General features: G+C 69.6%; 25 protein-coding genes. 13 read left to right on the top strand and 12 right to left on the bottom strand.

Features of this window, described 5'->3' with window-relative positions; all coding sequences use genetic code 11:
* The first annotated feature begins 7 nt into the window (after positions 1–7).
* Complete coding sequence (locus AXK61_RS11975) at positions 8–1,237, top strand: metal-dependent hydrolase family protein (protein ID WP_068745480.1); 1,230 nt, start codon at positions 8–10, stop codon at positions 1,235–1,237.
* A 10-nt stretch (positions 1,238–1,247) separates the two neighbouring features.
* Here AXK61_RS11975 and AXK61_RS11980 read toward each other — a convergent pair whose 3' ends face one another.
* Positions 1,248–1,541 carry a hypothetical protein gene (locus AXK61_RS11980; RefSeq protein WP_068745482.1) on the bottom strand — a complete coding sequence of 98 codons (294 nt, stop codon included), beginning with the start codon at positions 1,539–1,541 and terminating at the stop codon, positions 1,248–1,250.
* A gap of 312 nt (positions 1,542–1,853) precedes the next feature.
* On the opposite strand from AXK61_RS11980, the gene AXK61_RS11985 reads away from it, so the two are divergent.
* The 11 genes from AXK61_RS11985 (at position 1,854) to AXK61_RS12035 (ending at position 13,240) form a co-directional block, all read left to right on the top strand.
* On the top strand, positions 1,854–2,828 hold the full coding sequence (locus AXK61_RS11985; RefSeq protein WP_082789322.1) for a LysR family transcriptional regulator: 975 nt from the start codon (positions 1,854–1,856) through the stop codon (positions 2,826–2,828).
* A gap of 154 nt (positions 2,829–2,982) precedes the next feature.
* Positions 2,983–3,996, top strand: coding sequence for a quinone oxidoreductase family protein (locus tag AXK61_RS11990; RefSeq protein WP_082778117.1), 1,014 nt, complete (start codon positions 2,983–2,985; stop codon positions 3,994–3,996).
* 150 nt (positions 3,997–4,146) lie between these two features.
* Positions 4,147–5,454, top strand: a complete 1,308-nt coding sequence (locus AXK61_RS11995; RefSeq protein ID WP_068573489.1) for an MFS transporter — start codon at positions 4,147–4,149, stop codon at positions 5,452–5,454.
* 24 nt (positions 5,455–5,478) lie between these two features.
* Complete coding sequence (locus tag AXK61_RS12000) at positions 5,479–6,402, top strand: fumarylacetoacetate hydrolase family protein (RefSeq protein ID WP_068573488.1); 924 nt, start codon at positions 5,479–5,481, stop codon at positions 6,400–6,402.
* A 29-nt stretch (positions 6,403–6,431) separates the two neighbouring features.
* Entirely contained in the window at positions 6,432–6,911 is a 480-nt protein-coding gene (locus AXK61_RS12005) for a hypothetical protein (protein WP_068573487.1), read from the top strand.
* A 9-nt stretch (positions 6,912–6,920) separates the two neighbouring features.
* A complete protein-coding gene (locus tag AXK61_RS12010; RefSeq protein ID WP_068573486.1) occupies positions 6,921–7,898 on the top strand; it encodes a fumarylacetoacetate hydrolase family protein in 978 nt (325 codons plus the stop codon).
* Positions 7,899–7,925: 27 nt separating this feature from the next.
* Positions 7,926–8,858, top strand: a complete 933-nt coding sequence (locus AXK61_RS12015; protein WP_068573485.1) for an MBL fold metallo-hydrolase — start codon at positions 7,926–7,928, stop codon at positions 8,856–8,858.
* A gap of 5 nt (positions 8,859–8,863) precedes the next feature.
* Positions 8,864–10,099: a thiolase family protein gene (locus AXK61_RS12020; protein WP_068573484.1), complete on the top strand. Its 1,236-nt coding sequence runs from the start codon at positions 8,864–8,866 to the stop codon at positions 10,097–10,099.
* A complete protein-coding gene (locus AXK61_RS12025) occupies positions 10,099–11,658 on the top strand; it encodes a class I adenylate-forming enzyme family protein (protein ID WP_068573483.1) in 1,560 nt (519 codons plus the stop codon). The genes AXK61_RS12020 and AXK61_RS12025 overlap by 1 nt, the downstream gene beginning before the upstream one ends.
* A gap of 32 nt (positions 11,659–11,690) precedes the next feature.
* Positions 11,691–12,236 carry an NAD(P)H-binding protein gene (locus AXK61_RS12030; RefSeq protein ID WP_068745484.1) on the top strand — a complete coding sequence of 182 codons (546 nt, stop codon included), beginning with the start codon at positions 11,691–11,693 and terminating at the stop codon, positions 12,234–12,236.
* Between the two features lie 83 nt (positions 12,237–12,319).
* A complete protein-coding gene (locus AXK61_RS12035; RefSeq protein WP_068573481.1) occupies positions 12,320–13,240 on the top strand; it encodes an NAD-dependent epimerase/dehydratase family protein in 921 nt (306 codons plus the stop codon).
* Here the strand turns inward: AXK61_RS12035 and AXK61_RS12040 are convergent.
* The 9 genes from AXK61_RS12040 to AXK61_RS12080 form a co-directional block, all read right to left on the bottom strand.
* The gene (locus AXK61_RS12040; RefSeq protein WP_068745486.1) at positions 13,221–13,598 is read right to left on the bottom strand and encodes a hypothetical protein; all 378 of its coding nucleotides are present in this window, start codon (positions 13,596–13,598) and stop codon (positions 13,221–13,223) included. The genes AXK61_RS12035 and AXK61_RS12040 overlap by 20 nt on opposite strands.
* Positions 13,599–13,639: 41 nt before the next feature.
* Positions 13,640–14,671 (bottom strand): amidohydrolase family protein, encoded by a 1,032-nt coding sequence (locus AXK61_RS12045; protein WP_068745489.1) that lies wholly within the window; start codon positions 14,669–14,671, stop codon positions 13,640–13,642.
* 85 nt (positions 14,672–14,756) lie between these two features.
* A complete protein-coding gene (locus AXK61_RS12050) occupies positions 14,757–15,749 on the bottom strand; it encodes a hypothetical protein (RefSeq protein WP_231855521.1) in 993 nt (330 codons plus the stop codon).
* A gap of 15 nt (positions 15,750–15,764) precedes the next feature.
* A complete protein-coding gene (locus AXK61_RS12055; protein ID WP_068745492.1) occupies positions 15,765–16,523 on the bottom strand; it encodes a 1-acyl-sn-glycerol-3-phosphate acyltransferase in 759 nt (252 codons plus the stop codon).
* On the bottom strand, positions 16,520–17,617 hold the full coding sequence (locus AXK61_RS12060; RefSeq protein ID WP_068745494.1) for an amidohydrolase family protein: 1,098 nt from the start codon (positions 17,615–17,617) through the stop codon (positions 16,520–16,522). The genes AXK61_RS12055 and AXK61_RS12060 overlap by 4 nt, the downstream gene beginning before the upstream one ends.
* 54 nt (positions 17,618–17,671) lie before the next feature.
* The gene (locus tag AXK61_RS12065) at positions 17,672–18,463 is read right to left on the bottom strand and encodes a 2-keto-4-pentenoate hydratase (RefSeq protein WP_068573471.1); all 792 of its coding nucleotides are present in this window, start codon (positions 18,461–18,463) and stop codon (positions 17,672–17,674) included.
* Complete coding sequence (gene mhpA / locus AXK61_RS12070; protein ID WP_068573470.1) at positions 18,460–20,181, bottom strand: bifunctional 3-(3-hydroxy-phenyl)propionate/3-hydroxycinnamic acid hydroxylase MhpA; 1,722 nt, start codon at positions 20,179–20,181, stop codon at positions 18,460–18,462. Before mhpA ends, AXK61_RS12065 begins: the two co-directional genes overlap by 4 nt.
* Positions 20,178–21,209, bottom strand: a complete 1,032-nt coding sequence (locus tag AXK61_RS12075; RefSeq protein WP_068573468.1) for a VOC family protein — start codon at positions 21,207–21,209, stop codon at positions 20,178–20,180. The genes mhpA and AXK61_RS12075 overlap by 4 nt, the downstream gene beginning before the upstream one ends.
* The gene (locus AXK61_RS12080; RefSeq protein WP_068573466.1) at positions 21,206–22,072 is read right to left on the bottom strand and encodes an alpha/beta fold hydrolase; all 867 of its coding nucleotides are present in this window, start codon (positions 22,070–22,072) and stop codon (positions 21,206–21,208) included. The genes AXK61_RS12075 and AXK61_RS12080 overlap by 4 nt, the downstream gene beginning before the upstream one ends.
* A 112-nt stretch (positions 22,073–22,184) precedes the next feature.
* On the opposite strand from AXK61_RS12080, the gene AXK61_RS12085 reads away from it, so the two are divergent.
* Positions 22,185–22,832 (top strand): TetR/AcrR family transcriptional regulator, encoded by a 648-nt coding sequence (locus AXK61_RS12085; RefSeq protein WP_068573463.1) that lies wholly within the window; start codon positions 22,185–22,187, stop codon positions 22,830–22,832.
* Between the two features lie 357 nt (positions 22,833–23,189).
* On the opposite strand, the gene AXK61_RS26050 is transcribed toward AXK61_RS12085, so the two are convergent.
* On the bottom strand, positions 23,190–23,513 hold the full coding sequence (locus AXK61_RS26050) for a carboxymuconolactone decarboxylase family protein (RefSeq protein ID WP_082778116.1): 324 nt from the start codon (positions 23,511–23,513) through the stop codon (positions 23,190–23,192).
* Positions 23,405–23,873 (bottom strand): IS5 family transposase (locus AXK61_RS24370; RefSeq protein WP_156485578.1); only part of this gene is annotated, 469 nt, incomplete at its 5' end. The genes AXK61_RS24370 and AXK61_RS26050, both read right to left, overlap by 109 nt.

Here is a 23,873-nt window from a genome sequence, read left to right on the forward strand (position 1 = left end):
GAACATCATGCGCACGCTGATCATCAACGCCCACACCCTCGAGCCCGCCACCGGCGAGCGCGTCGACGGGGCCTGGCTCGACCTCGCCGACGGCGTCATCGCCGCGACCGGCACCGGCGCCCCGCCCGCGGCGCCGGGCGAGGTGCGCGTCATCGACGCCCGCGGCGGCACCGTCATGCCGGGCCTCGTCGACGCGCACGTGCACGTCCTGCTCAGCTCGATCGACCGCGCGGAAGTGGGGAACTGGACGCCCGGCTACGCGACGGTGCGCGCCCTCGGCGCCGCTGGAGCGATGCTGCGACGCGGGTTCACGACGGTCCGCGACGTGGGCGGCGCGGATCACGGCATGGCACGCGCGCTCGACGAGGGCCTGTTCCCCGGCCCGCGGCTGATCTTCGGCGGCAAGGCGATCTCACAGACCGGCGGGCACGGCGACCTGCGACCGCTCAGCGACGACGCGCACCCGTGCTGCCAGTCGCAGCCGGGCTTCTCACGGATCGCCGACGGTGCCGACGCCGTCCGCGCCGCCGCGCGCGACGAGTTCCGCAAGGGCGCACACCATCTCAAGCTCGTCGTGTCCGGCGGCGTGGCCTCGCCCGCCGACGAGATCGACGCGGTGCAGTACACCGAGGAGGAGATCCGCGCGGCCGTGGTCGAGGCCGAGAACCACAACCGGTACGTGACGGTGCACGCCTACCATCCGCGCTCGGTCAATCAGGCCCTCCGGGCGGGCGCGCGGTGCGTGGAGCACGGCAACCTCATCGACGACGAGACCATCGCCCTCATGCTGGAGAAGGAGGCCTTCCTCGTTCCCACCATCATCACGTACGAGGCGATGTTCCAGGCGGGTCCGGCATCCGGGCTCAGTGCCGGCTCGCTGGAGAAGTTGGGCCAGGTGCTCGACGGTGCGGTCGACGCCCTGGACCGCGCGCATCGCGCCGGCGTCGACATCGTCTACGGCAGCGACCTTCTCGGTGGCCTTCAGGTTCGCCAGCTCGACGAGTTCGAGATCCGCACCCGGGTCCAGCCCGTGCTGGACGTGATCCGGGCCGCCACCAGTACCGCGGCCCGGTTGCTGAACATGGAGGGCAGGATCGGGACGCTCGCGCCCGGCGCGGAGGCGGACGTCCTCGTGCTCGACGGTGACCCGCTCGCCGACGTGCGGGTGCTCACGACGCCGGACCGCCACTTGCGGTACGTGATCCGGCGCGGCGAGGCGTTCGGGATCGCCGAGTAGGGCGCGTTTCTCAGGCGGGGCGGGCCGTCAGGTCGGCGGTGTCCGCGAAGACGAGGTCGCCCGCGTCACTGAGCACGGCCCACCGTCGGGCGGGCTCGGCGATCCGCTCGCCGTCGTACTCTGTAGCGACGGGGGTGAACTCGCCGAAGTCCTCGACGATCTCCCCCGCGACCTCACGGTCGGTACCCGCGAAGGCGGTGACGGCCTTCCCGACCGCGTGCCCGGAATCCCCTTCCGCGGGAACGGTCTCGCCGTCTGCGGGGGTGGTGCCGCCCTCGTAGGGGTCGGTGCTCGACGTGGCCATGGTGCGCCTTCCGTGAGGGCTGTTCGGTCCGATGGCTCGCCATCGGATCCGACGGTCCGCGGTACTCCCGCCGGTCGCTCGACGGAATCGATAACGGAGCAAAGATCGCCGACGACGTCCACAATCTTGTTCGTTATCTTCGCGGAAGAATAAACGCACTCGAAGTCTCCGCGGAAACGGATTCAGTACCAGCAACCCATTCCGACCGTTTCCGTGCCATTTCTCGCGACCATTCCGGTGCATCCATTGTCCGGTCGATGCGATCACGCACGAACCAGCACCCGCGCGATCAGACCCGCGCAGACGGTCTTCATGCGATCCTTCACGCGCGGCATGATGAACGTGAACGCCGACCACGAGGAGGGGAACGTGACGGAGCGTGATCTGCAGCGGGTCGATCTGAACCTGCTCGTCGCGTTCGACGTCCTCATGTCCGAACGCAGTGTCACCCGGGCCGCGGCGCGCATGCAGCTGGGCCAACCGGCGATGAGCGCCGCGCTGGCGCGGCTGCGCCGGCTGTTCGACGATCGCCTGCTGGTGCGGGAGGGCCGAACGCTGGTGCCGACCCCCGTCGCGGAGTCGCTCATCGGTCCGGTGCGACAAGCCCTGGCACTCATGGAGAGCGCTCTCGGCCAGCGGTCCGGCTTCGACCCGGCGAAGGACGAGCGGACCTTCACCATCCTCACGAGCGACTACTTCCTCGTCCTGCTGCTCCGCCCCCTCCTCGCCGCGCTCCGGCGCGAGGCTCCGGGCGTGCGCATCCATGCGCGCCAGGTCGACGCGGACTACGCCGACGTGCTTCGACAGGGTCTGTTCGACCTGTGCATCGTGCCCCGCGAGTCGCAGCGCTCCGAGGTCACTCTGCGCAGTGAGGATCTGTTCACCGACCGTGTCATGTGCGCCGTGGATTCCGCGAACCCCGAAGTGGGTGACCGACTCACCCTGGAGCAGTTCCAAACCCTGCCGTACGTCGCCTTCTCCGGCGGGCCCGCGCTCGAGACGACCGCGCAGCGCCAGCTCCGCGCGCTCGGCATCGACCGCCCGATCGACGTCTCCGCGCACGGCTTCGTCTCCGCACTCATCATGCTCCGCGACACACCGATGTTCACACTGGTCCATGAGCACCTCGGGATCAGCCTCACCGAGCAGGCTCGACTACGGCTACTCGAGCCGCCCGTTGCCCTGGACCCCATCACCGCCACGATGTACTGGCTCCCTCGCCAGGACGAAAGCCCTGCGCACCAGTGGCTACGCAGGCAGTTCCGGGAGTCCGCAGCCGCTCTCTGACGAAGTATCAACGTCATCGATGCACTATATCGATATGCATCGATAACGCTTGTGTGATCCACACCACTACCGTCGAAGGAGATCGACCGCCCGAACGCATCCACCCGATGCCCCGGCTCCGCGGTTCGACCCCCTTCTCAGGTAGGAGTTCGCCATGCGCGCAATTCAATTGGACGAGTACGGCCCCGTCGAGAACTACCGGCTCGTCGACGTTCCGGAGCCCTCCGCGGGCCCCGGCGAGGTCCGGATCAAGGTCGAGTACTCCGGCGTCCGCTGGGGCGACGTGATGAACCGGCGGGGCACCCTCGTGCGCCCCGATCCCCCGTTCATCGTGGGTCTTGAGGTCGCCGGCACCGTCGACGAGATCGGCGAGGGCGTCACGGGGTACGCCGTGGGCGACCGCGTGGTCAGCATGGTCGACGAGGGCGGCTACGCCGAGTACGCGGTGGCTCCGCAGCACCTTCTCGCCAAGATCGACGACGACGTCGCCCTCGACAAGGCGCTGGCCTACTTCCTCAACCTGCGCGTCGCGTACATGATCGTCTACCCCTGGGCCAAGGTGCAGGAGGGCGAGACCGTGCTGCTGCATGCGGCCTCCGGCGGCGTCGGCTTCCTGGTACTCCAGATCCTCAAGCGCCGCTTCCAGAACGTGACGGTGATCGGCGTCTGCAGCTCGGAGGAGAAGGCCGCAAAGCTCCGCGCCGCCGGCTGCGATCACGTGATCAACCGGCTCACTCAGGACTACGTCGAGGAGGTGACCCGCATCGCGGGCACCAAGGCGACGGGCTACTCGAACGCCGCGCAGGCGGGCCAGGGCGTGGACCTGTCGATCAACGGCGTCTCCGGCCCGACGATCGAGGGCGACATGAAGGTGATCCGCAAGCGCGGCCGCTGGCTGCTGTTCGGCCGCCAGGCGGCGGACCGCGGCGCCACGATCGACACGCACCAGATCAACTACGACGGCATCACGATCATGCCCTTCTCGATCGTCGCCTGGTTCGGTCAGCCGGAATGGGAGGAGTCTCTGACCTTCCTCAACGACTGGCTCGCCCATGAGGAGCTCAACGAGTCCATGACCTGGCCGCTGGAAGAGGCCGCCGCCGCCGAGACCGCCATCGAGAACGGCAAGACCGTCGGCAAGGTCGTGCTCAAGGTCGCGCGGGACTGATCACCGTGCGCCGCTTCGTGGACATCTCCGTCGATCTCCGCAACGACATCACCCGGGCCGTCGCCCTCTTCGACGATTAGCCCCTTCCTCTTCCCCACCCATCACCACCCGGTGCCGTCCTCGGCGGTCCGGGTGCGAAAGGCACCTGAAATGTCCACATCGTTCGGCGAGGAGCTCTCGCGAAACTGGAACGTCCTGCTCGGGTCGATCATCGGCGGCGGCTGCGGCATCATCCCGCTGGCCGCCGCGGCCGGAGCCATGTTCATGCGCTCCATCCAGGCCGACTTCGGTTGGACCCGCACGGAACTCTCCCTGTCGTCGGTGGTGCTCGGCGTGGTGCTCGCGGGGATGGCGCCGCTCGTCGGCGTCCTCGTCGACCGGTATCGGACGTCGTGGATCGCCGGCGGCTCGATGGTGCTGATGGCGGGCGGGTGGGTTGCGCTCAGCCTCGTCGGCAACAACCTCGGTCTGTACCTGGCCCTGTTCGCCGTGACCACCGTCATCGCCGCCGGCGCGTCGGCGGTTCCCTTCGCCCGCGCCGTCAGCATCGCCTTCCCGGGCAACCGCGGTAAGGCATTGGGCCTGGCGATGATCGGCAACGGGGTCTCCGGGGTCCTGCTGCCGCTGTACATCGTTCCGCTCGTCGCCGCCGACGGCTGGCGCTCCGGGTTCCGGGCTCTGGCGCTCGTCGCCGTCGTCGCGGCGCCCATCGTCTTCGGGCTCCTCCGCAAGGGCGAGCGGAAGCCGGGGGTCGCCGACGCGGCCGCGGCGTTCTCCCCCGGCCCCGACCTCGCCACCGTCGGGATGACGGTGCGCCAGGCGATCGCGAGCCGTCCGTTCCGGATGCTGCTCGTCATCTTCCCGCTCGTCACGCTCTCGTTCGCAGGACTGCAGATGCATTTCCTGGCGATGCTCGGCGATGCCGGCCTCTCGGCACAGTGGGTGGCCTGGTACGCGAGCTCGATGGGCATCGCGCTCACCGTGACCCGCGTGATCTCGGGGTACCTGCTGGACGCCTTCCCCGCCCAGCGGGTGTGCGCGATCATCATGGGCCTCGGCGCCGCCTCGGTCCTGGTCTTCGCCTTCAGTGGCACAGCCGGATCGGTCTTCGGCGCGATCGCCATCGGGCTGGTGAGCGGTGCGGAGATCGACATGCTCGGCTACTTCGCCTCGAAGTACTTCGGGTTCGCCTCCTACGGGCGGGTGTACGGAATGCTCTGGTCCACGATCCTGCTCACCACCGCCGTCTCGCCCATCCTGTACGGCCTGGTCAAGGACGGCACCGGCAGCTACACGCCCGCACTCGTGGCGGGAGCCGCCCTCCTCGGCGTCGCGAGCCTGTTGCTGCTGCGCATGGCCCGTATCCCCTACCTCCCGACAACTTCCGGGCCCCCGGCCCCCGTCGGGCGGTCCGACGGTACGCCGATCGGCACCGTCGGCATCGCTCCCGTGGCCTGATCCACTTCTCCGAAAGGCGACGCCATGAAGTTCGCGACCTACTCCGACGTCCCGGGTGGGGCCACCCGTGCCGCGGTGCTCGACGGCGAGATGTTGTATCCCGTATCCGGCGCGTCGAGCGTGCTCGATCTGATCGGCGACGGGCTGGATCAGCTTCTGCTGCACGGTCGTACCGCCCGCGAGACCGCTTCTCCCGTTCCGCTCGCCTCGGTCCGACTCGAGGCGCCGCTGCAGCCCCCGTCGATGCGCGACACGATGAGCTTCCACGAGCACATCGTCAACTGCATGGGCGAGGTCGATCCGTTGCACCACGAGTTCCCGTGCTTCTACGTCACCAACCACGACGCGGTGATCGGCCCGAACGACGAGGCCCGCGTCTCCCCCGGCTGCGAGCAGTTCGACTACGAGCTCGAGGTGGCGACGGTGATCGGCCGGCCCGGCACCAACATCGCTCCGAACGAGGCGGCCGAGCACATCATCGGCTACACCACCTACATCGACTGGAGCGCACGGGATCTCCAGTTCGAGGAGATGCAGCTCCGGCTCGGCCCGGCCAAGGGCAAGGACGGTGCCACCACCCTCGGCCCGGTCCTCGTGACGGCGGACGAGTTCGCCCCGCTGCGCGCGGGCAAGGGCCACGACATCGGTATGCGCGTCGCGATCAACGGCGAGCCGATCAGCAGCGGCAACTGGTCGTCGATCAATTGGACTTTCGACGATGTCGTCGCCTTCACCTCCCGCGGCACCTCGCTGCGGACGGGCGCGGTGATCGGCTCCGGCACCGTCGGCAAGGGTTGCCTGCTCGAGCAGCGCGCCCTCGACCCCGAGGGTTTCCGCGGCTGGCTCCGGCCCGGCGACGTGGTCACCTTCGAGGTCGACCTCATCGGCCGCATGGACATCACCGTCGGATCCCCGCTTCCCCGCCACCCCCTCAGCTCCGGCCACTGAAACACCAACACCGAACAGGAAAGAAGATCATGATCGTTGTACTCACCGTTTTCAAGTACGTGGAGGGCGCCCCGATTCCGGCGCAGAAGGAGTCCGAGGCCCTGGAGGCCGCGCTCCAGGAGGAGATGATCGACACCGGCGACATCCTCTGGTTCCACAGTCGGCTGAAGTTCTTCGGCACGGAGGTCGGCGGCGTCCGCTGGGACGATGCGGCGCTCTACGCCGTGCGCGACGCCGAAGCCATGCGCCGCTGGATGCTGTGGGACAAGCACCGCGCGGTCGACGCTGCGATGGCCGAGAACAACGCCCTCGTCTCCGTGCTCCCGTTGCAGTTCACCGACGCCGAGGACACCGAGGCGGCCATGAACGAGTTCCTCGCCGTCATGCGCGAGGGCGCGTTCGACCGCGCGGAACACGGGCTGACGCTGGACTTCCCGGCGGCCCGCTTCGGTCCCGACTACGCCATGCCCGAGCTCGCGGACCTCGCCGCCGGCACCGACCGGAAGTGAGGGATCACCGTGAAGGTCGTGACCTTCCACCGGCAGGGCGACCCCGCCCCGCGACTCGGCCTGGACAACCGGGACGGCTCCACCTACACCGACCTCACGGCGCGATTCCCCGAGGACCCCGCGTTCGGGTCCATGCTCGCGTTCATCGACGCCGGCGCGCCCGCTCTCGAGAAGGCCTGGGAGGCATTCCTGAAGCTCGACGGTGCCTTCCTCGTCGAGCAGGGCACCGTCACCCTGCTCTCGCCGTTCCGGCCGCGCCGCCTGCGCGACTGCGGGCTGATCGTGGCGCACCTGCGCCCGAGCATGCTCAAGAGCGCGCAGTGGCTCGCGGCGAACACCGACGCACCGTCGGCGATGGAGCTCTACACCGCCTTCGACCCGATCTTCGCCCCGCACTACGACCCTGCGGTGCCCCCGCTCTTCGTCGACCGCGACCCGGCCACCGCCTGCGCGCCGGGCGCCGTGCTCACCTGGCCGGCCGAGAGCGCGTGGATGGACTACGAACTCGAGCTCGCGGTGGTGATCGGGAAGGCCGGCACGGACATCGCGCCGGAGAACGCCGCGGACCACGTCTTCGGCTACACCGTCTACAACGACTGGACGCTGCGCGACATCCAGGCGGCGAACATGCGGCGCAGCGGCGAGGTCCACGGCGACGCCAAGGACTTCCCGGACTCCAACTCCTTCGGGCCGTGCGTGGTCACCAAGGACGAGATCCCCGATCCCCGGAACCTCGCGATGACGGTCCGCGTGAACGGGGAGGTTTGGGGCGCAGGCAGTTCCGCACGGATGATCCACTCCTTCGAGGACGCCGTCGTCGCCTTCAGCCGCAACGGCGGCATCAAGGCCGGCGAGGTCTGGGGCACGGGCACCGTCCCCGACGGCTCCAGCTTCGAGCTCGGCAAACGGCTCCCCCGGCCCGCGTTCGTCGAGCTCGAGATCGAGGGCATCGGAAAGCTCTCCCACTACGTCGTCCCGCAAGCCTGAAACACTCACCCCGAAAGAAGTACCACCATGTCCACTCAACTCGCACTCGAGGACGACCCCCGCCTCATCCGCCTCACCGACGAGGTCTACGTCTTCGGCACCTACCCGTACAGCGGCCTCGTCGTCACGGACGAGGGCTGCATCGCGATCGACGGCCCCATGTCGCCGAACATCTGCGCACCCTGGAAGGAGTTCATCGACGCGAAGGGGCCACTGCGGTACCAGGTGTACTGCGAGCACCACTCCGACCACACCATCTCCGCGCCCTACCTGCAGCCGGAGGTCCTGGTGTCGTCCGAGACGACGCGTGGCGTCATGGATACCGACGAGGTGGCCCGGGAGGCCATGCGCACCTGGGGTGCCTACCCGGATGTCGACAGTGCCGTCATCGACGGCTACCGCATGGCCTACCCGACGCTGACGTACCGCGGGCGCCTCAATCTGGAGCTGGGTGGCAAGCGGTTCACGCTGTTCGAGGCCCCGGGGCACACCATGGGTTCGACGGTCGTGCACGCGATCGACGATCGCGTCGCCTTCATCGCCGATCTCGGTGCGACCCCTGCCATCCAGTCCGGTGACCCCGTCGCGTGGCTGACCACGATCGCGCTGTTGGAGACGCTGGACGTCGACTGGTACGTGCAGGGTCACATGGACCCGATGCGTCGCGAGGACCTGCACGAGTGGCGGCTGGCTCTGCTCGGCGCGCTGGACACCGCGCGCGAGCGGGATCGCGAGGGCCTGACCCCGGATCAGATCGTCGCGCAGGGCGGCGTCTTCGACGTCGCGAAGATCCTCGGCGGCAAGACCTTCCTCGGCCGCGACGACATTCCGCCGGGCCTGCTGACCTTCGGCGCGGGTGCGCTCCAGGCGATCGGCGCCGAGCGCATGTCCGAGGCCGTGCACCGCCATCCCACCGATTCCCTCTCGGCCGCACTCGGCCCCGTCAGTACCCAGGAGTGAGTTCCATGAGCCAGGACGTCTTCATCATCGGCGTCGGCATGACGCCCTTCGGCGTGCACGCCTCCGAGACCGTGCCGACCCTGACCGCACGCGCGGTCCGCGAGGCGCTCGCCGACGCCGGCATCACGCCGGCCGAGGTGGAAGCCGCCTACTTCGGCAACACCACCCAGGGACCGCTGGAGGGGCAGGCGATGATCGCCGGTCAGATCGCGCTCCGCGGCGTCGGTTTCGAGCGCATCCCGATCTTCAACGTCGAGAACGCCTGCGCGAGCGGTTCGTCCGCGCTCAATCTCGCGATCACCAGCGTGCGGGCGGGCGAGGCCTCCGTCGCGCTCGCGGTGGGCGCCGAGAAGATGAACACCGGCGACAAAGCGAAGACGATGAGCGTCTTCGACGGTGCCTACGACCTGTCCGATCCCGCTGCGCTGCAGCGCACTCTGGACGCGCTCGGCGGCGAGGTCGACACCAGCGACGCCGGGCAGCGCAGCATCTTCATGGACATCTATGCCGCGATGGCACGCAATCACATGACGACCTTCGGCACCACGCAGGAGCAGATCGCCGCGGTCTCGTCGAAGAATCACGGTCACTCGGTGAACAACCCCCTGTCGCACTACCGCAAGGCCATGAGCGTCGAGGAGATCCTCTCGGCGCGAGCACTCGCCTACCCGCTGACCGTCCCCATGTGCTCGCCGCTCACGGACGGCGCGGCCGCGGCGATCGTCTGCACCGCGGAGGTCGCCGCGCGGATCGCCGGGAACAGGAACGTCCGGGTGCTCGCGTCCGTCGCCGGTACGAGCGTCGAACGCGAGACGGCCGACTACTCGAAGCACGTCACGCGGCTCGCCGGCGAGCGCGCCTACGAGCGCGCGGGTATCGCGCCGAGCGACGTGGACGTCGCGGAGGTGCACGACGCCACGGCGTTCGGCGAGCTCGCGATCAGCGAGCACCTCGGCTTCTTCGAGCCCGGCGGGGGCGGCGCGGCCGCCGAGGCCGGGGAGACGACCCTCGGCGGCCGCATCCCGATCAACACCTCCGGTGGGCTCGAGTCCAAGGGCCATCCACTGGCGGCGACCGGGCTCGGCCAGATCTTCGAGCTCGTCACGCAGCTGCGCGGCGAGGCCGGGGCCCGGCAGGTCGACGGTGCGCGGATCGCCCTCGCCGAGAACGGCGGAGGCTTCAGCCCGTTCGGCACCGGCGAGGAGGCCGTCGCCGTGGTCACGATCCTCAAGGCACCCTGATGGCGATCATCGACTACTTCGACCAGGGCTGGGCCCGCAACGCCGGCGGTGACGCCTTCGTCCTGGGCGATCGACGGTGGACGTACCAGGAGGCCGGTGAGCTGACCTGCCGGATCGCCCACGCGCTGCTCGGCGAGAAGGTCGCGCTCACCGGCAACGCCGCGGTGCTCTCCCCCAACGACCCCGTCGGCTGGATGTGCGTGCTCGGCATCTGGCGGGCCGGCCGCACCTGGGTGCCGCTGCATCCGGGCGAGCCGGCGAGCACCTCGGCGCAGCTCATGCGCCAGTTCGATTGCGAGGCACTGTTCTTCCACAGCTCGATGCGCACCGAGGCCGAGGAACTCTGCGCGGCTCTGCCGCAGGTGAGCCTGGTGATCTGCATCGACTCCGACCTCGACGGGGCCTACACCTCGCTCGAGAACTGGATCGACGGCGCACCGTCGACCCGCCCGACGGTGCCCTACGACATGGACGACGTGGTGATGATCTCGCCCACCGGCGGCACCACGGGCCTGCCCAAGGGCGTGATGAACACGCATCGCACCCTGGCGAACACGTGCGCGCACCTGCTCATGGCGTTCGAGTACGGCGACGACGAGCACGTCGTGAACCTCGCGGCGGCTCCGCTGACGCACTCCGCCGGCATCGTCACCCTGCCCACCATGGTGCGGGGCGGCACCGTCGTCATCATCGAGCGGCCGGACCCGGCCTCCGTGGTCGCGGCGATCGAGGAGCACCACGTGACGGACCTGTTCCTGCCGCCGACGGTGATCTACCGGATGCTCGACTGGGTGGCCGGACGCGACTGCGACTTCTCCTCGCTGCGGTACTTCGTGCACGGCGCGGCGCCGATGTCGGTGGAGAAGCTCAAGCGCGCGATCGAGGTGTTCGGCCCCGTGATGATGGCGGCGTACGGGCAGACCGAGGCCTTCGCGGCCATCGCCTACGCGCGGCCCGACGAGCGGGTCAAGAACGGGATCATGGTGCCCGACAGCCGACTCGACTCCTGCGGCCGGCCCTACCCGCTGATCTCCGTCGAGATCCGCGACCGGAACGATGCCGCGGTGTCCGTGGGCGAGAGCGGCGAGATCTGCGTGCGCGGCGATCTCGTGATGAAGGGCTACTACAAGCAGCCGGACAAGACCGCCGAGACGATCGTCGACGGCTGGCTGCACACCGGCGACGTCGGCCACTTGGACGAGGACGGCTACCTCTACATCACCGACCGGACCAAGGACATGATCATCTCGGGCGGCTTCAACGTGTACCCGAGCGAGATCGAGCAGGTGATCTGGGGCCATCCCGCGGTGGCGGACTGCGCCGTGATCGGCGTCCCCGATCCAGATTGGGGCGAGAAGGTGATCGCCGTCGTCGAGCTCTCCCCGGGCCAGCAGGTCGACGGGGCCGAACTCATCGCCCTGGTCAAAGAGGCACTGGGCAGCGTCCGGACGCCCAAGCGGATCGACATCGTCCCGAGCCTGCCGCGCAGTGGCACCGGCAAGGTGCTCAAACGCGCTCTGCGCGAGGACTACTGGTCCGGCGCGGACACCAAGATCTGACAACACGTATCCGAAGAAGGAAGGACATCATCATGACCACAGCGATTCTCGTCGGAGGCAACGGCTACATCGGGCGCGAGGTGACCCGTCAGTGGCTGCAGCGCGACCCCGCGGTGCAGCTCATCGTGACCAGCCGGGAGGACCGGCACGAGATCGAGGACCCGCGTGTGCAGCACGTGCAGGTGGATGCCGCCGACGCGGCGGCCTTCGAGAGCGCCCTCCCGGCCTCAGCCGACTACGTCGTCACCTTCACCTACGGCTCGAACGAGGTCCTGGAGAACATCCGCGGCTACGCCGAGAAGCACGGCGCGCAGGCCGTCGGCAACGTCGGCATTGGCGCCGTCGAGCTCCCCGGTTTCGAGGACTTCGTCGCCATGAAGAAGGCCGAGCTGGAGTTCCTCCGCGCCGGAGCGGTGCGCGTCGCGAACGTCGACGCCACCGTCGTCTACGGGGCCGACCGGGACGACGACCTCGCGAAGGCCGTGCGGTCCGGCGCGCTCGACGCGCTCCCGCCGATCAGCGTCGAGGTCGTCGCGCAGCTGCTCATTGACCGCCTGGTGCGCGCCTGGGCCGCCTGACCCGGCTCGATGTTGACACTGCTTACACGCCGGGCTACAGTCGTTCGTGTAAGCAGTGCATACATCGACGAGTGAGGGACATCATGCAGACGATTCTGGGCGCGAACGGGCAGATCGGCGAGGAGCTGGCGCGTTACCTGCACGAGAACGTCACCCAGGACATCCGGCTGGTCGGGCGCAATCCCGAGAAGGTCAACGAGACGGACGAACTGGTCAAGGCCGACCTGATGGACGCCGAGGCCACCGACCGCGCCGTCGCGGGCAGCGACATCGTCTACCTCACGGTCGGTCTGCCGATGGACTCGGCGATGTGGGAGGAGCGCTTCCCACCGATGATGGAGAACACCATCGCCGCCGTCCGCAGGCACGGCGCGAAGCTGGTCTTCTTCGACAACACCTACATGTACCCGCGGACGGCGGTCCCGCAGGTCGAGGGCAGGACGCCCTTCGAGCCGCGCGGGCGGAAGGCGGCCGTGCGCGCGCAGATCGCGACCCGGCTGCAGGAGGAGATGGGCGCCGGTCGCATCGAGGCCGTGATCGTGCGTGCCCCCGAGTTCTACGGCCCGGGCAAGACCCAGGGCCTGACCAACACCACCGTCTTCGACCGGATCACGAAGGGCGAGCGGCCCCTGGTCCCCGTGAGCGCCGACACCAAGCGCAGCCTGATCTGGACGCCCGATGCCAGCCGAGCGATGGGCCTGATCGGCAACACCCCCGACGCCTACGGTCAGACCTGGCACCTGCCGATCGACCAGAACCGCCTCACCTATCGCGAGATGATCGCGATCGCCTCCGAGGTCGCCGGCCGGAAGATCCCGTTCAGCACGATCCCGCTGTTCGTGTTCACGCTGGCCGGCCTGTTCAGCGAGAAGGCCAAGGAGGCCTCGGAACTCATGCCCCGCTACGGCAAGGACAACATCTTCGACACCTCGAAGTTCACGGCCCGGTTCCCCGATTTCCGGGTCACCACCTACCGCGAGGGCATCACGCAGATCCTGTCCTGACTGCGACGCCGGTCCCGCTCACCACGTCGTCGTAGACGTCTCGGGCCGCGAACGCCGCGGTCAGCGCCCGCTCGACGTTCCGCTGTGTGCCCCGACGGCCCGCAACCCGGTGCGCCTCGTGGGCGGCATGGTGCGCCTCCCGGAGCTCGGCGGGGACCGGCCCGTCGTAGGCGGCGAGGTCTCGGTCGAGATCGTTGAGCATCGTCGTGGTCACGCCCCGCAGAGTGCGCCGGTAACGCTGCACCGACGGCGGCGTGAGCAGGCCGGCAGCACTGAGCGCCACCAGGATCAGCACCAGCAGTAGCGTGATCGCGATCCGCAGCCCCCGCAGTAGCTCCGGGGTCGTCGAGGGAGTCATCGTGTTGTCGCAGCCGGCCGATTCGTGGCCCGGCAATGGTTTCAGGCGTCGGCCATCAGGCGGGTCATTCCCCGCAGCACGGAGCGTGTGACCGCCCCGCGCACGCGATCGGGGAGCGGCGGTGCCGAGGCCGGTGCTCCCTTCCCGAGGCGCGGGAACAGCGCGAGGGCGTTGTCGCGCTCGATCCCGCGAGCGAGCTCCGCGTCGCCCGCGGTGTAGGTGTCGAGTCCGGCGGCGAAGTACTGCACGGCCACCTCGGGCGCGAAGGGCCAGTCGCTGCCGAACAGGACGTGGCCGGGGTCCGCGAAGGCGAGCAGGCTCGGCAACGCCGCCGCGCTGGCGGAGAGCGCAGTGTCGAAGTAGAAGCCCGAGAAGTCGTCGAGCACGTCCAGTGGGCTCCGACCTGTCTCGCCCGCGATGGTCAGGGCCGTCCGGTGCGACGAGTAGGGCACGAATCCGCCTGCGTGGCTGAGGATGAACCGGATGCGGGGGTACCGTCGCCGGATCCCGTTGCGTACGAGCAGGTACGCGGCCCGGGTGGTGTCGAGCAGGAAGTCGGCCGCGAAGGGCGGAATCCCGTCGACGGCCGGTGCCGGGAGATCCGCCGGATGGATGAACACCGTCGCGGCCCGCTCGTCGAGAAGGCTGAGGAGCTGATCCTGCCCCCGCTCACCGAGGTACGTGCCGCGGGCATTGGCGAGCAGGACCACGCCGTCGGCGTGCAGGTCGTCCAGGGCGCGCCGGGCATCGGCCGCGGAGGCAGCCACGTCGGGCATCGGCACCGTTGCGAAGAAGCCGAACCGGCCCGGATGCGCCGCGACCACCGCCGACGCCTCGTCGTTGAGCGAGCGCGCCAGGCCCGCCGCCTCGGCGGAGTCGGTCAGGAAGCCCGTGCCCGGCGTCGACACGGACAGGATCGCGGTGGCGATCCCCGCGCGGTCCATCACCCCGAGGGACTCCTCGGCGGACCACGCGGGCAGGTCCCGCCCGCCGGCCGCGGCGATGCCCTCGGCGGCGAGCCGTTCACGGTACGCAGTCGGGATCATGTGGTGGTGGACGTCGATGCGCTGCATGGAATCTCCGTGGTTCGACGGGCAGTGGATCGGATGGCGGCGGGCTCGGCGATCCGGCTCGGGTCCGGATCGCCGACGGTGCCGCCTACCCTCCGGCGTGGAAGGGCTCGGTGCCGAGGACGAGCCGGAGCCCGGCGATACCGGAGTGCTCCTGCGCGTAGCGCAGCTCCCGGCTGAGGTCGCTGAGGCTGTTGCGCGGCGGCACCCCCAGGCTGAGGGTGGACAGCGTGCCCAGCGCGTAGCCCTCCGAGTCCACGTACGCGGCGCCGCTGTCGCCCGGCACCCCGGGCCGCGCGGCGGTGACCGTGTGCGCCCAGCCGCCGGCGTCGGGCTCCGGGGACTGCAGGGTTCCGCGATGCGGCGACAGCGCGTTCACGCCGCCGCGCAGCGACGAATCGCCGTAGCCGAAGACCCGCTCCCCCGCGTGCACCCGATCGACCCCGAGGCCCACCGGGCCGCCCCAGGTGGGGATCGAGGGATTGACGGATCCGACGGCGCTCTTCGGCAGCCGGATCAGCGCGAAATCGTTGTCGGCGCACAGGTCCGCGCCCTTCTCCCCCGCCTCCTGCATCGTCCTCCAGCTGGAGAAGGCGAGGGAGCCCGTGGCCTTCGTCGTGCCCTCGGCCCGCACCGACCCACCGGTGCGCAGGTCGACGGCGGTGCCCAGGGGCACGGTCTGCGCGGTGCAGCCGTTCGGCAGCTTGTCCGTGCCCGTGTAGCCGCAGTGCGCGGCCTGGCCCAGGTACACCTCGCCCTTGGCGTCGGTGAAGACGAAGTTGGTCGTGCACTGGCTGTCGCCCGTGTAGGCCTGCACACCCGGGTGCAGCGTCGCCTGCGCGGCGGGGGCCCAGGACACCCCCGCCTCTGCGGCGGCGACGGTGTGCGCCGCCCCCGCGGAGGTCGCCGCGCCCGTGGACGTCGCCGCCCCGGACGTCCCCGTCGCAGCGGACGAGGCGGCGGGGCTGTCCGTCGCATCCGCCCCGCAGCCGGCGGTGGCTGCCAGAGCGGCGGCCGCCGCGACGGCGATGAGAGCGCGGGCGGCCCGAGTCAGGCGATCGTCGCTGTCGATGCGTCGCATCTGTTTCTCCTCATCTCACCCGATGATCGGGCGACGGTACCGGGTCTGGCGGTCTAGTTCGGTCTGCATGGCGGCCCGGACGCGGTCGGCGTAGTCCTCCGCGGCCTCGTCGGGCTCGGGGCGCATGGCGGGCAGGAAGGTGGTGCGGAGCTTGGTGGGCAACGGGATGTAGGGCAGCAGTCCCACCGCGCCGATGTTGACGCCCCACTGGATGGACACGGTGGTCGGCAAGCGGTTGAGGCGGAACCGTTCCCGCACGCCGGTCGCCTTCGCGAGCCAGGCACCGTCGTCGAGGACGACGACCGATTCCCCCGCACCGCTCGTGACGACGGGCACGATCGGGGCGCCGGCTTCCACGGCGAGCCGGGCGAAGCCGGTGCGACCGTCGAAGAGGACCGTGTTGCGGTCCTTCCAGGTCTTGAAGGCGTCGACATCGCCGCCGGGGAAGACGAGGACGTGATTGCCCTCGGCGAGGGACTCCTTGGCGGTCTCGCGGCCGGCGAGCCGGGAGCCGAAGGGCTCCAGGAACCGTCCGACTCCGAGCTGCCACGCCACCTGATGGGTCAGCACGATCACCGGGCGCTCATCGCCGCTCTCGCGGTGCCCGATCCCGAAGGCGACCACGTTGAGGTCGAAGACGCCGCCGAAGCCGTGGTTGGCGACGAAGAGCACGGGTTCGTCGGGAATCGGTGCCGCGATGGTGGTCTCGTGCCGGTTGTACGCGCCGACGAAGGTCTCCAAGGCCCGCGCGACGCGGTCGCTCCAGTCCGTCATCTCCCGATCGCCGCCTTCAGTCGCGGCAGTTGCTTGAGCGGGTTGTGCCGCTCGATCTCGAGACGCTGCTCGGTGGTGAAGGTCTCGCTGAGGCCGGGAGCGGGGTCGCGGTCGCCGTGCTGGTCGAGCACCAGGCCGGAGAAGGGCCAGTCGCTGCCGAACACGATGTGGTCGCGGCTGGTGGCGGCCAGCACGCTGTTCATCGCGGTGGGCGCCGCACTGAGCGCGGTGTCGTAGTACATGCCCGCCACCTGCGCCTTGACGTCGAGCAGCGAGATCTTCGGCAGCCCGAGGCGGCCGAGCACCGTCTGCGAGGCGACGCCGATGCGATGCGTGAGGAAGGGCAGGGTGCCGCCGGCGTGCGCGAGCTGGAACCGGATGTTCGGATACCGCTCCATCACGCCGGTCATCATCATCATGGTCGCCGCGCGCGTGGTGTCGAAGGTGAACTCCGCGAGGAAGTCCGGCAGCGGCAGGTGCGGCTTCGCGTTGTCGGGGATCGCCGCCGGGTGCACGAAGACATACGCGGAGCGCCGGTTGAGCTCCATCATCAGGGGCTCGTACCGCGGATCGCCCAGGTACACGCCGTCGTAGGCACTGAGCAGCGTCACGCCGTCGAGGTGGAGCACGTCGAGCGCGTACGCGAGCTCGGCGATGGACGCGATGAGGTTGGGCAGGGGCAGGACCGCGAAACTGCCGAAGCGCTTGGGGTGCTTCTTGATCAGGTCCGCCGCGTACGTGTTGCAGTACCGCGCGAGGTCGATCGCCTCCTTACCGGCGAGGAAGGAGACGCCGGGGTCCGATACGGCGAGGACGCGAGCGGAGATGCCGTAGTAGTCCTGGAAGGCGAGGTCCGCCTCGGGCGACCACGTGGGCGTCGGGTAGCCGCCGATTGTGAAGTGCCCGTGCGAGAGCAGCGCCGCCCGGTACTCCGGCGGCAAGAAGTGGGCGTGCAGGTCCACGCGGTACTGGCCCGTGGGAGCTGCGAAGCCCGGCTCCGGCTTGGCAGCGGCGGGTGCTGCGGCTGCAGCGCCGAGGGCGACCGCGCCGACGGTCGTCGCGGCGCCGGCGAAGAAGTTGCGGCGGTTGATCATCGAGGGGGGCTCCGGTCTGCGGCAGGGTTGTCTTCACTGGGGGTGTATCGGTTGTCAGGGCTCGAGCGCGAACTCGGCCACGGCCGTCGCGAGGGTCTCGTCGCCCAGGCCGATGCGCGCCTCGACGTGATCACCGGGGCGGACCGGAACCATGGGGCCCAGGGCTCCGGAGAGAACGACGTGCCCGGCGCGCAATGGATCGCCCAGGTCGCGGGCCGTCTCGGCGAGCCACAGCAACGCGTTGAGCGGATCGCCGAGGCAGTCCGTGCCGTATCCGGTGGAGGCGATCGTGCCGTTGACCGTCATCGTCATCGTCACCGCCGACGGGGTGATCGCGTCGGGGAGCCTGTCGCCGATCACGTACAGGCCGGCGCTCGCGTTGTCGGCCACGGTGTCGGCGTAGCTGATGTCCCACTGGGCGACTCGGCTGTCGACCACCTCGATGGCGGCGTGGCTCCGGGCGACGGCCCGGCGGACGGACTCGAGCGTGAGGTCACCGTCGAGGTCCTCGCCCAGGACGAAGGCGATCTCCGCCTCGACCTTGGGCTGCAGGAGCATCGAGCCCGGGATCGGCGTCCCGGTCACGTCCATGTCGTCGAACAGCACCCCGAAGTCGGGGCGGTCGACGCCGAGCTGCGCCTGCACGACCGGGTTGGTCAGCCCGATCTTGCGGCCGACGACGACGGCGCCGCGATCGACGCGGTCCTGGGTGAGCAACTGCTGCACGGCGTACGCCGCCGTGACATCGGTGGGCCCGATGAGGTCGCGGATCGGCAGGCACGGGCTGCGCAGGTCCGTCGCGGTCAACAGTCGGCGCGCGGCGGTGGTGATGGTGTCGGCGCTCATGCGGGCCTTCCGGTCTGGGTGGGGGTGGCGTCGATGCGGGTCGTGGTGCGGCTGTCGGTACCGGACGGTGCGACCTGCCGGACCAGTGCGCGGGTCAGGTCCGCGGCGTCCCGGCTCGCGCCGAAGACGTACTTGTCAGGTCGCAGGACCACGACGGTGCCGGGCCGGTGCCCGGCGCGCCGCAGCCACGAGGTCAGGAGGTCGTCGGTGTCCTCGAGGTCGAGGAGACCGGCCTTGCGGCGGCCGTCGCCGATCCGCCCCTGCGGCCGCGCGCCCGAGCGGTAGATCGTCGCGAAGTTCGCGCCGAGACGCTCCCACACGAGCGCCTCCGCGCCGAGCGCCTCGCGCGGGTCGGTCTCGAATCCGATGACGGCCCAACCGATGCCGAGGGCGTCGTCGAGCCGGACCCGGTGGCCGTCGTAGCGCCGTACCACGGGCTGCGGCGGCAGGGTGCCCTCGATACCGCGGACCGGCTTGCGGTCGAGGCCGAGGTACTCGCCGCGACGGAACCGCGGCTTGGGCTTCATGCCGGCCCGCCGCACCCAGGCGCCGAGTGCGGGCACGCGGAGCGCCGAGCGCAGCGCGATGTCCCGCGACCGCGCGAGGGCCCTGCTCTGGACGGAGACGAGCGACTTGTTGAACACGGACAGCTCGATCATCGCCTTCGCGTGATGCCGGCGCTCGGACTCGTAGGTGTCGAGGATCGCGGGATCGGCCCCGTGCTGCAGGACGGCCTGGAGCTTCCAGGACAGGTTGTCCGCATCGCGAACGCCGGCGTTCATGCCCTGGCCGATGAACTGCGGGGTCATGTGCGCGGCGTCGCCCGCGAGCAGGATGCGGCCCTCGCGCCAGCGGTCGGCGATCACGGCGTTGAAGGTGTAGACGAGGCGCCGCTCCACGGTCACCTCGTCGACGTCGACGTACTGCCCGATGAGTCGCTGCACCGTCGCGTCGGACTCGAACTCGTCCTTCTGGTCGTCGTCGGCGAGGTTGAACTCGAACCGGTGATGCCCGCCGGGCTGAGGACAGCTCACCGTCGGCATATCCGGATCGCAGACGAAGTCGAAGTACGGGAGGTGGCGGAACGGGTCCGCGCCCTCCTTGGCGGCCAGGTCGACGACGAGCCACCGCTCGGGGAAGCTCTTGCCGCTCATGTCGATACCGAGGCCGGTGCGGATGACGCTGCGGCCACCGTCGGCGCCGACGAGGTACGACGCGCGCACCGCCTCGCGGGTGGCATCGTCGATCACGTTGTCCTGCTTGCCGTACCCGCTGCCGGTGGAGGCCGCGTGAACGACGATCACGCCGTCGGCGTCCTGCTCGAACTCGACCACCTCGCGGCCCCGTCGGACCTCGACGTTCGGGTAGCGGATGAGGGTGTCCCCCAGCTTCGTCTCCAGGTAGGGCTGGTAGAAGAAGTTCGTCACGGGCCACCACAGCGGGCGCTGCGGCTGGCGGAACTGGACGAGCACCTCGCCGTCGGAGGTGACCCACTGGACCGCCGAATCGACGTTCATGTCCTCGTGGATCTCGTCGGCGACGCCGGCGGTCTGGAAGACGCGCAGGGCCTCGTCGTCGGTGTAGACGGCGCGAGCGTTCCCGTAGAAGTGCGGTTCGCGCTCGAGGACGAGGACGGACAGGCCCCGTCGGCCGAGGAGGTGGGCGAGGGTGAGGCCGGTGGGCCCGAGGCCCACGACGGCGACGTCGTAGTCGTTCACTTCTTCATTCCGATCGGTGTGCTGAGGGCGGGAACGGTCCGCTCCGGGCGGCGGAGGTTGCGGAGGGCTTCGCGGACCTGGGCGAGGTTGTCGGTCATATGGACGGTGTCGTGGCCCCAGATGCTGATGCCCTGGTAGGTCGTCGGCTGCCAGGCGGCTTCGAGCTCGGGAGTGACGACGATGGGATTCCAGCCGACCTCGAGTTCGAACCCCGAGGGCGTGACGCAGTAGAAGGACAGCTCACGGTCGTTGGTGTGCTGGCCCACCGTCCACGCGATGCGGAAACCGAGGTCGCGGACCCGCTGGTAGGCGGCGAGCATGTCGTCGAGGTCGGCGACCTGGATGTTGACGTGCTGCGCCCGGGTGCGGATGGGGTCGACGGGCAGGTGATGCAGGCCGGCGACGGCGATCGAATGGTGCCGCTCGTTGACCCGCAGGAAGCGGATCTTGAGCGTGAGACCGTTGACGTTCTCGTCGATGTAGTCCGAGAGTCGCGAGTCGAAGACGGTGCCGTAGTAGCGGTGGATGCTCGCCGGGTTCCGCGAGGTGATGGCGACGTGCCCCATGCCGGAGTCACCGGTCACGTAGCCGGAGGTGAGCATGCGCAGCGGCTGGGTGGTAGTCCGGCCGGTCGTGAAGACCTCCTGGACAATGCCTTTCGGTCCCGGGAAGCGCCACAATCGTTCCACGCCGCGCAGCGCGGCGTCCTCGGGGGAGCCCTCGACGATCGGAACGCCGCGATCACTGACTCGCTTGATGACCCGGTCGAAGGTCTCGTGATCGTCGACCTGCCAGCCGATCGCCATGAGGTCCTCGGCGGGGCCGCGGCGGATGAGGAAGCGGCACTCGTTCTCGTCGAGCCGGAATCGGAGGGTGTCGGCGTCGAGCTCGTCGACGTGCAGGCCGATCGCGTCGGCGCCGAAGCGGTGCCACTGCTGCATCTTCCGGGACTCGACGGCGAGGTAGCCGAGGTGGACGGCGCCGAAGACGGATCCCTGCTTCGCGACCTCTGTTGCAGCGGCGGTCATTCGGTGCCGCCGAGGAAGGTGGCGGCGAGGTCGTTGAACAGGTCGGCGCGCTCCCACTGCACCCAGTGACCGGTGCGCGCCGCGACGTAGAGGTCGCAGTTCGGCATGGTCTTGGCGAGCATCGGCCCGCCGGCCGGGCGGTTGACCTTGTCGTCGGCGCCCCAGATCACCAGGGTCGGTGCCTGGACGTCCGCGAGGCGGCGGTCGCGGGTGAAGTCCATGCGCAGGAGCGTGCGCAGCGCGGTGGGGCCGGACGGGCGGCGCAGCGGCGGGTTCGCGACGACATCGGGCTGGATGCTGGCCCGATACCGCAGCTCGATGAGTTCCTCCGGCACGGCCGAGGCGTCGTAGACGAGGTACTCGCGGATGAACTCGCTGAGCTTCTCCTTGCTCGGCCCGTCGCCGCCGTAGTAGCCGAGCAGTGAGTTGAGGCCCTTGGTCGGGAGCGCACGCGTGGTCCCGATGCCGCCGGGGCCCATGAGGATCAGCTTGTCGACCTTGTCGGGCCGGTCCATCGCGAGCCGGAGGGCCGCGGCGCCGCCGTAGGAGTTGCCGACGAGGTGCGCCCTGTCGATGCCGAGCTCGTCGAGCAGGCCGCGCAGGACCATGGCGAGGTCGCCGAACGGGTCGCTCTGGTCGATGTCCTTGCTGGACTGCCCGTACCCCGGCATGTCCGGCACGATCACGCGGAACTTCTGCGCGAGGACGTCGATGTTGCGCGAGTAGTTCGACGCGCCCGTCGCCCCGGCGCCGCCACCGTGGAGCAGGACCACGGGGGCGCCCTCGCCGGCCTCGGTGATGAAGATCCGACGACGCCCGACCTCGACGGTGCGTTCGGTACGGGTGGGGGTGGTGGCGGTCATCGGTGGCCCTCTCGGTCGGTACGTTTCTGACTACATCATCAGAAACGTGATCCGCGATGCCAAGAGGTTTCTGATAGATTTATCCAAGAAACCCACCGAAGGGAGACCGCGGATGACCACCGAGACGGCCGACGCGCCCGCACGGCGCCCCGATCCCCGTCGGGCCCGCACCCGTAACGCCCTGATCGGCGCCGCCCGCCGCCTGCTCGCCGACGGGCGGGCTGCGGTGAGCGTGCAGGAGATCACCGACGAGGCCGGCGTGGGCTTCGGCAGCTTCTACAACCATTTCGAGACCAAGGAGGAGCTGTTCACCGAGGCCGTGGCCAGCGTCCTCGACGAATGGGGCGAGCTCCGCGACGCGGTGGTCGACGGCATCGAGGACCCGGCCGAGGTGTTCGCCGTGAGCTTCCGCATGCTCGGCCGGATGCAGCGCCACCTGCCCGAACTCGTGCGCGTGATGCTGCACCAGGGCATGTCCGTGCTGCTCACCGACCGCGGCCTGCGGCCCCGGGCGCTCGCCGACCTCCGGCGCGGGATCGAGGCGGGCCGGTTCACCGTGCCCGATGCCGAGATGGCGCTGATGATGTCCGGCGGCGCGCTGCTCGGGCTCGTCCAGCTGCTCGACGCCCACCCGGATCTCGACGATGCCCGCGCCTCCGACGACTACGCCCGGCACGTGCTGCTCATGCTGGGGATCGAGAAGGACGACGCCGACCGCATCGTCGCGCTGCCCCTCCCGGAGATCTCGGTCCCCGTCTGACCCACACGAAAGGGTTTCCACACGGCCGAAAAACTGTCCGCGACAGATGCTCTCGCGCGCGGCACGGCCAACCGCATCGGCGGCCCCGATGAGGGTGCCGACGACGACGAGCTGCCGATCCACCGCGAGATGTTCGAGCGGGCGCGGTCGAGTCAGGACGCGATCGAGGCGCGGGTCGCGCGGTTCCAGAAGCGCCCGCCCGTCTTCACCGGGCAGTAGTCCGCTCGCGGCGGGTTGTCGCTGGGTGACAACGTCGACCGCACGTTTTGTTCGCCCGAACCGATGTGCTCCGGGCATTGCGCCGTACCGTCCCCGGGGACACGACCGTGCGAGGCGTGCACTGGGTCGAAATCCGCGTTACTGCTGTTGCAGGGGCAGGAGTTCTCTCTCCGCAAAGACCTGGCGGATAGCCAGCATCGCGTTGAACACTCGTGGGTTCCCGGCGAAGGCGAGGAGGTGGATCACGGCGTCCACGATGTCCTGGGGCGATGCACCAGCGGTGAGGGCCGCTCGAGTATGGAACTTCAGCTGGCGTTCCGCGTCCCCAAGCGTCGTCAGGGCAGCGATTGTTACTAGGGCGTGTCTCCCAATAGTCGTGACCATCGCAAGCATGCTTGGAGCACGACCCCGGCCCGGTAGGTGATGGCGAGTTTGTCGTAGCGGGTGGCCAGTCCGCGCCATTGCTTGGTGTCGTTGAATGATCTCTCAACTACGTTGCGGCCCTTGTAGGTATCGGTGTCGAATGTCGGTGGCCGACCACCCGCGGCGCCCTTGCGGCGGCGGGCGTCGATCTCGGTGACCTTCTGCGGAATGACTGCCTTGATACCCCGGCCGGCGAGCATCCGCCGGTTCACGCCACTGGTGTAGGCCCGGTCGGCGACGACCGCGTCCGGGCGAGTGCGGGGACGCCCAGCCCCGCATCTCGGTACCCGAATATCGGCGAGGACCTCGGTGAGCATGGCGCCGTCGTTGCGCTGTCCGCCGGTGACGACCACCGCGAGCGGACGCCCCTGACCGTCGACTGCTGCGTGGATCTTGGTG

Source organism: Tsukamurella pseudospumae, from assembly GCF_001575205.1.
GTDB lineage: Bacteria > Actinomycetota > Actinomycetes > Mycobacteriales > Mycobacteriaceae > Tsukamurella > Tsukamurella pseudospumae.

Excerpts from the sequence above, each read along its gene's own strand:
- AXK61_RS12040 (WP_068745486.1), bottom strand. The coding sequence starts at position 13,598 with ATGACTCCCTCGACGACCCCGGAGCTACTGCGGGGGCTGCGGATCGCG.
- AXK61_RS12005 (WP_068573487.1), top strand. The coding sequence starts at position 6,432 with ATGATCGTTGTACTCACCGTTTTCAAGTACGTGGAGGGCGCCCCGATT.
- AXK61_RS12080 (WP_068573466.1), bottom strand. The coding sequence starts at position 22,072 with ATGACCGCCACCACCCCCACCCGTACCGAACGCACCGTCGAGGTCGGG.
- AXK61_RS12015 (WP_068573485.1), top strand. The coding sequence starts at position 7,926 with ATGTCCACTCAACTCGCACTCGAGGACGACCCCCGCCTCATCCGCCTC.
- AXK61_RS12065 (WP_068573471.1), bottom strand. The coding sequence starts at position 18,463 with ATGAGCGCCGACACCATCACCACCGCCGCGCGCCGACTGTTGACCGCG.
- AXK61_RS12060 (WP_068745494.1), bottom strand. The coding sequence starts at position 17,617 with ATGATCAACCGCCGCAACTTCTTCGCCGGCGCCGCGACGACCGTCGGC.
- AXK61_RS11985 (WP_082789322.1), top strand. The coding sequence starts at position 1,854 with ATGCGATCCTTCACGCGCGGCATGATGAACGTGAACGCCGACCACGAG.
- AXK61_RS12030 (WP_068745484.1), top strand. The coding sequence starts at position 11,691 with ATGACCACAGCGATTCTCGTCGGAGGCAACGGCTACATCGGGCGCGAG.
- AXK61_RS12085 (WP_068573463.1), top strand. The coding sequence starts at position 22,185 with ATGACCACCGAGACGGCCGACGCGCCCGCACGGCGCCCCGATCCCCGT.
- AXK61_RS11980 (WP_068745482.1), bottom strand. The coding sequence starts at position 1,541 with ATGGCCACGTCGAGCACCGACCCCTACGAGGGCGGCACCACCCCCGCA.
- AXK61_RS12025 (WP_068573483.1), top strand. The coding sequence starts at position 10,099 with ATGGCGATCATCGACTACTTCGACCAGGGCTGGGCCCGCAACGCCGGC.
- AXK61_RS12075 (WP_068573468.1), bottom strand. The coding sequence starts at position 21,209 with ATGACCGCCGCTGCAACAGAGGTCGCGAAGCAGGGATCCGTCTTCGGC.
- AXK61_RS11990 (WP_082778117.1), top strand. The coding sequence starts at position 2,983 with ATGCGCGCAATTCAATTGGACGAGTACGGCCCCGTCGAGAACTACCGG.
- AXK61_RS12055 (WP_068745492.1), bottom strand. The coding sequence starts at position 16,523 with ATGACGGACTGGAGCGACCGCGTCGCGCGGGCCTTGGAGACCTTCGTC.
- AXK61_RS12020 (WP_068573484.1), top strand. The coding sequence starts at position 8,864 with ATGAGCCAGGACGTCTTCATCATCGGCGTCGGCATGACGCCCTTCGGC.
- AXK61_RS12035 (WP_068573481.1), top strand. The coding sequence starts at position 12,320 with ATGCAGACGATTCTGGGCGCGAACGGGCAGATCGGCGAGGAGCTGGCG.
- AXK61_RS26050 (WP_082778116.1), bottom strand. The coding sequence starts at position 23,513 with ATGGCGCGGACTGGCCACCCGCTACGACAAACTCGCCATCACCTACCG.
- AXK61_RS12045 (WP_068745489.1), bottom strand. The coding sequence starts at position 14,671 with ATGCAGCGCATCGACGTCCACCACCACATGATCCCGACTGCGTACCGT.
- AXK61_RS11975 (WP_068745480.1), top strand. The coding sequence starts at position 8 with ATGCGCACGCTGATCATCAACGCCCACACCCTCGAGCCCGCCACCGGC.
- AXK61_RS11995 (WP_068573489.1), top strand. The coding sequence starts at position 4,147 with ATGTCCACATCGTTCGGCGAGGAGCTCTCGCGAAACTGGAACGTCCTG.
- AXK61_RS12000 (WP_068573488.1), top strand. The coding sequence starts at position 5,479 with ATGAAGTTCGCGACCTACTCCGACGTCCCGGGTGGGGCCACCCGTGCC.
- AXK61_RS12050 (WP_231855521.1), bottom strand. The coding sequence starts at position 15,749 with ATGCGACGCATCGACAGCGACGATCGCCTGACTCGGGCCGCCCGCGCT.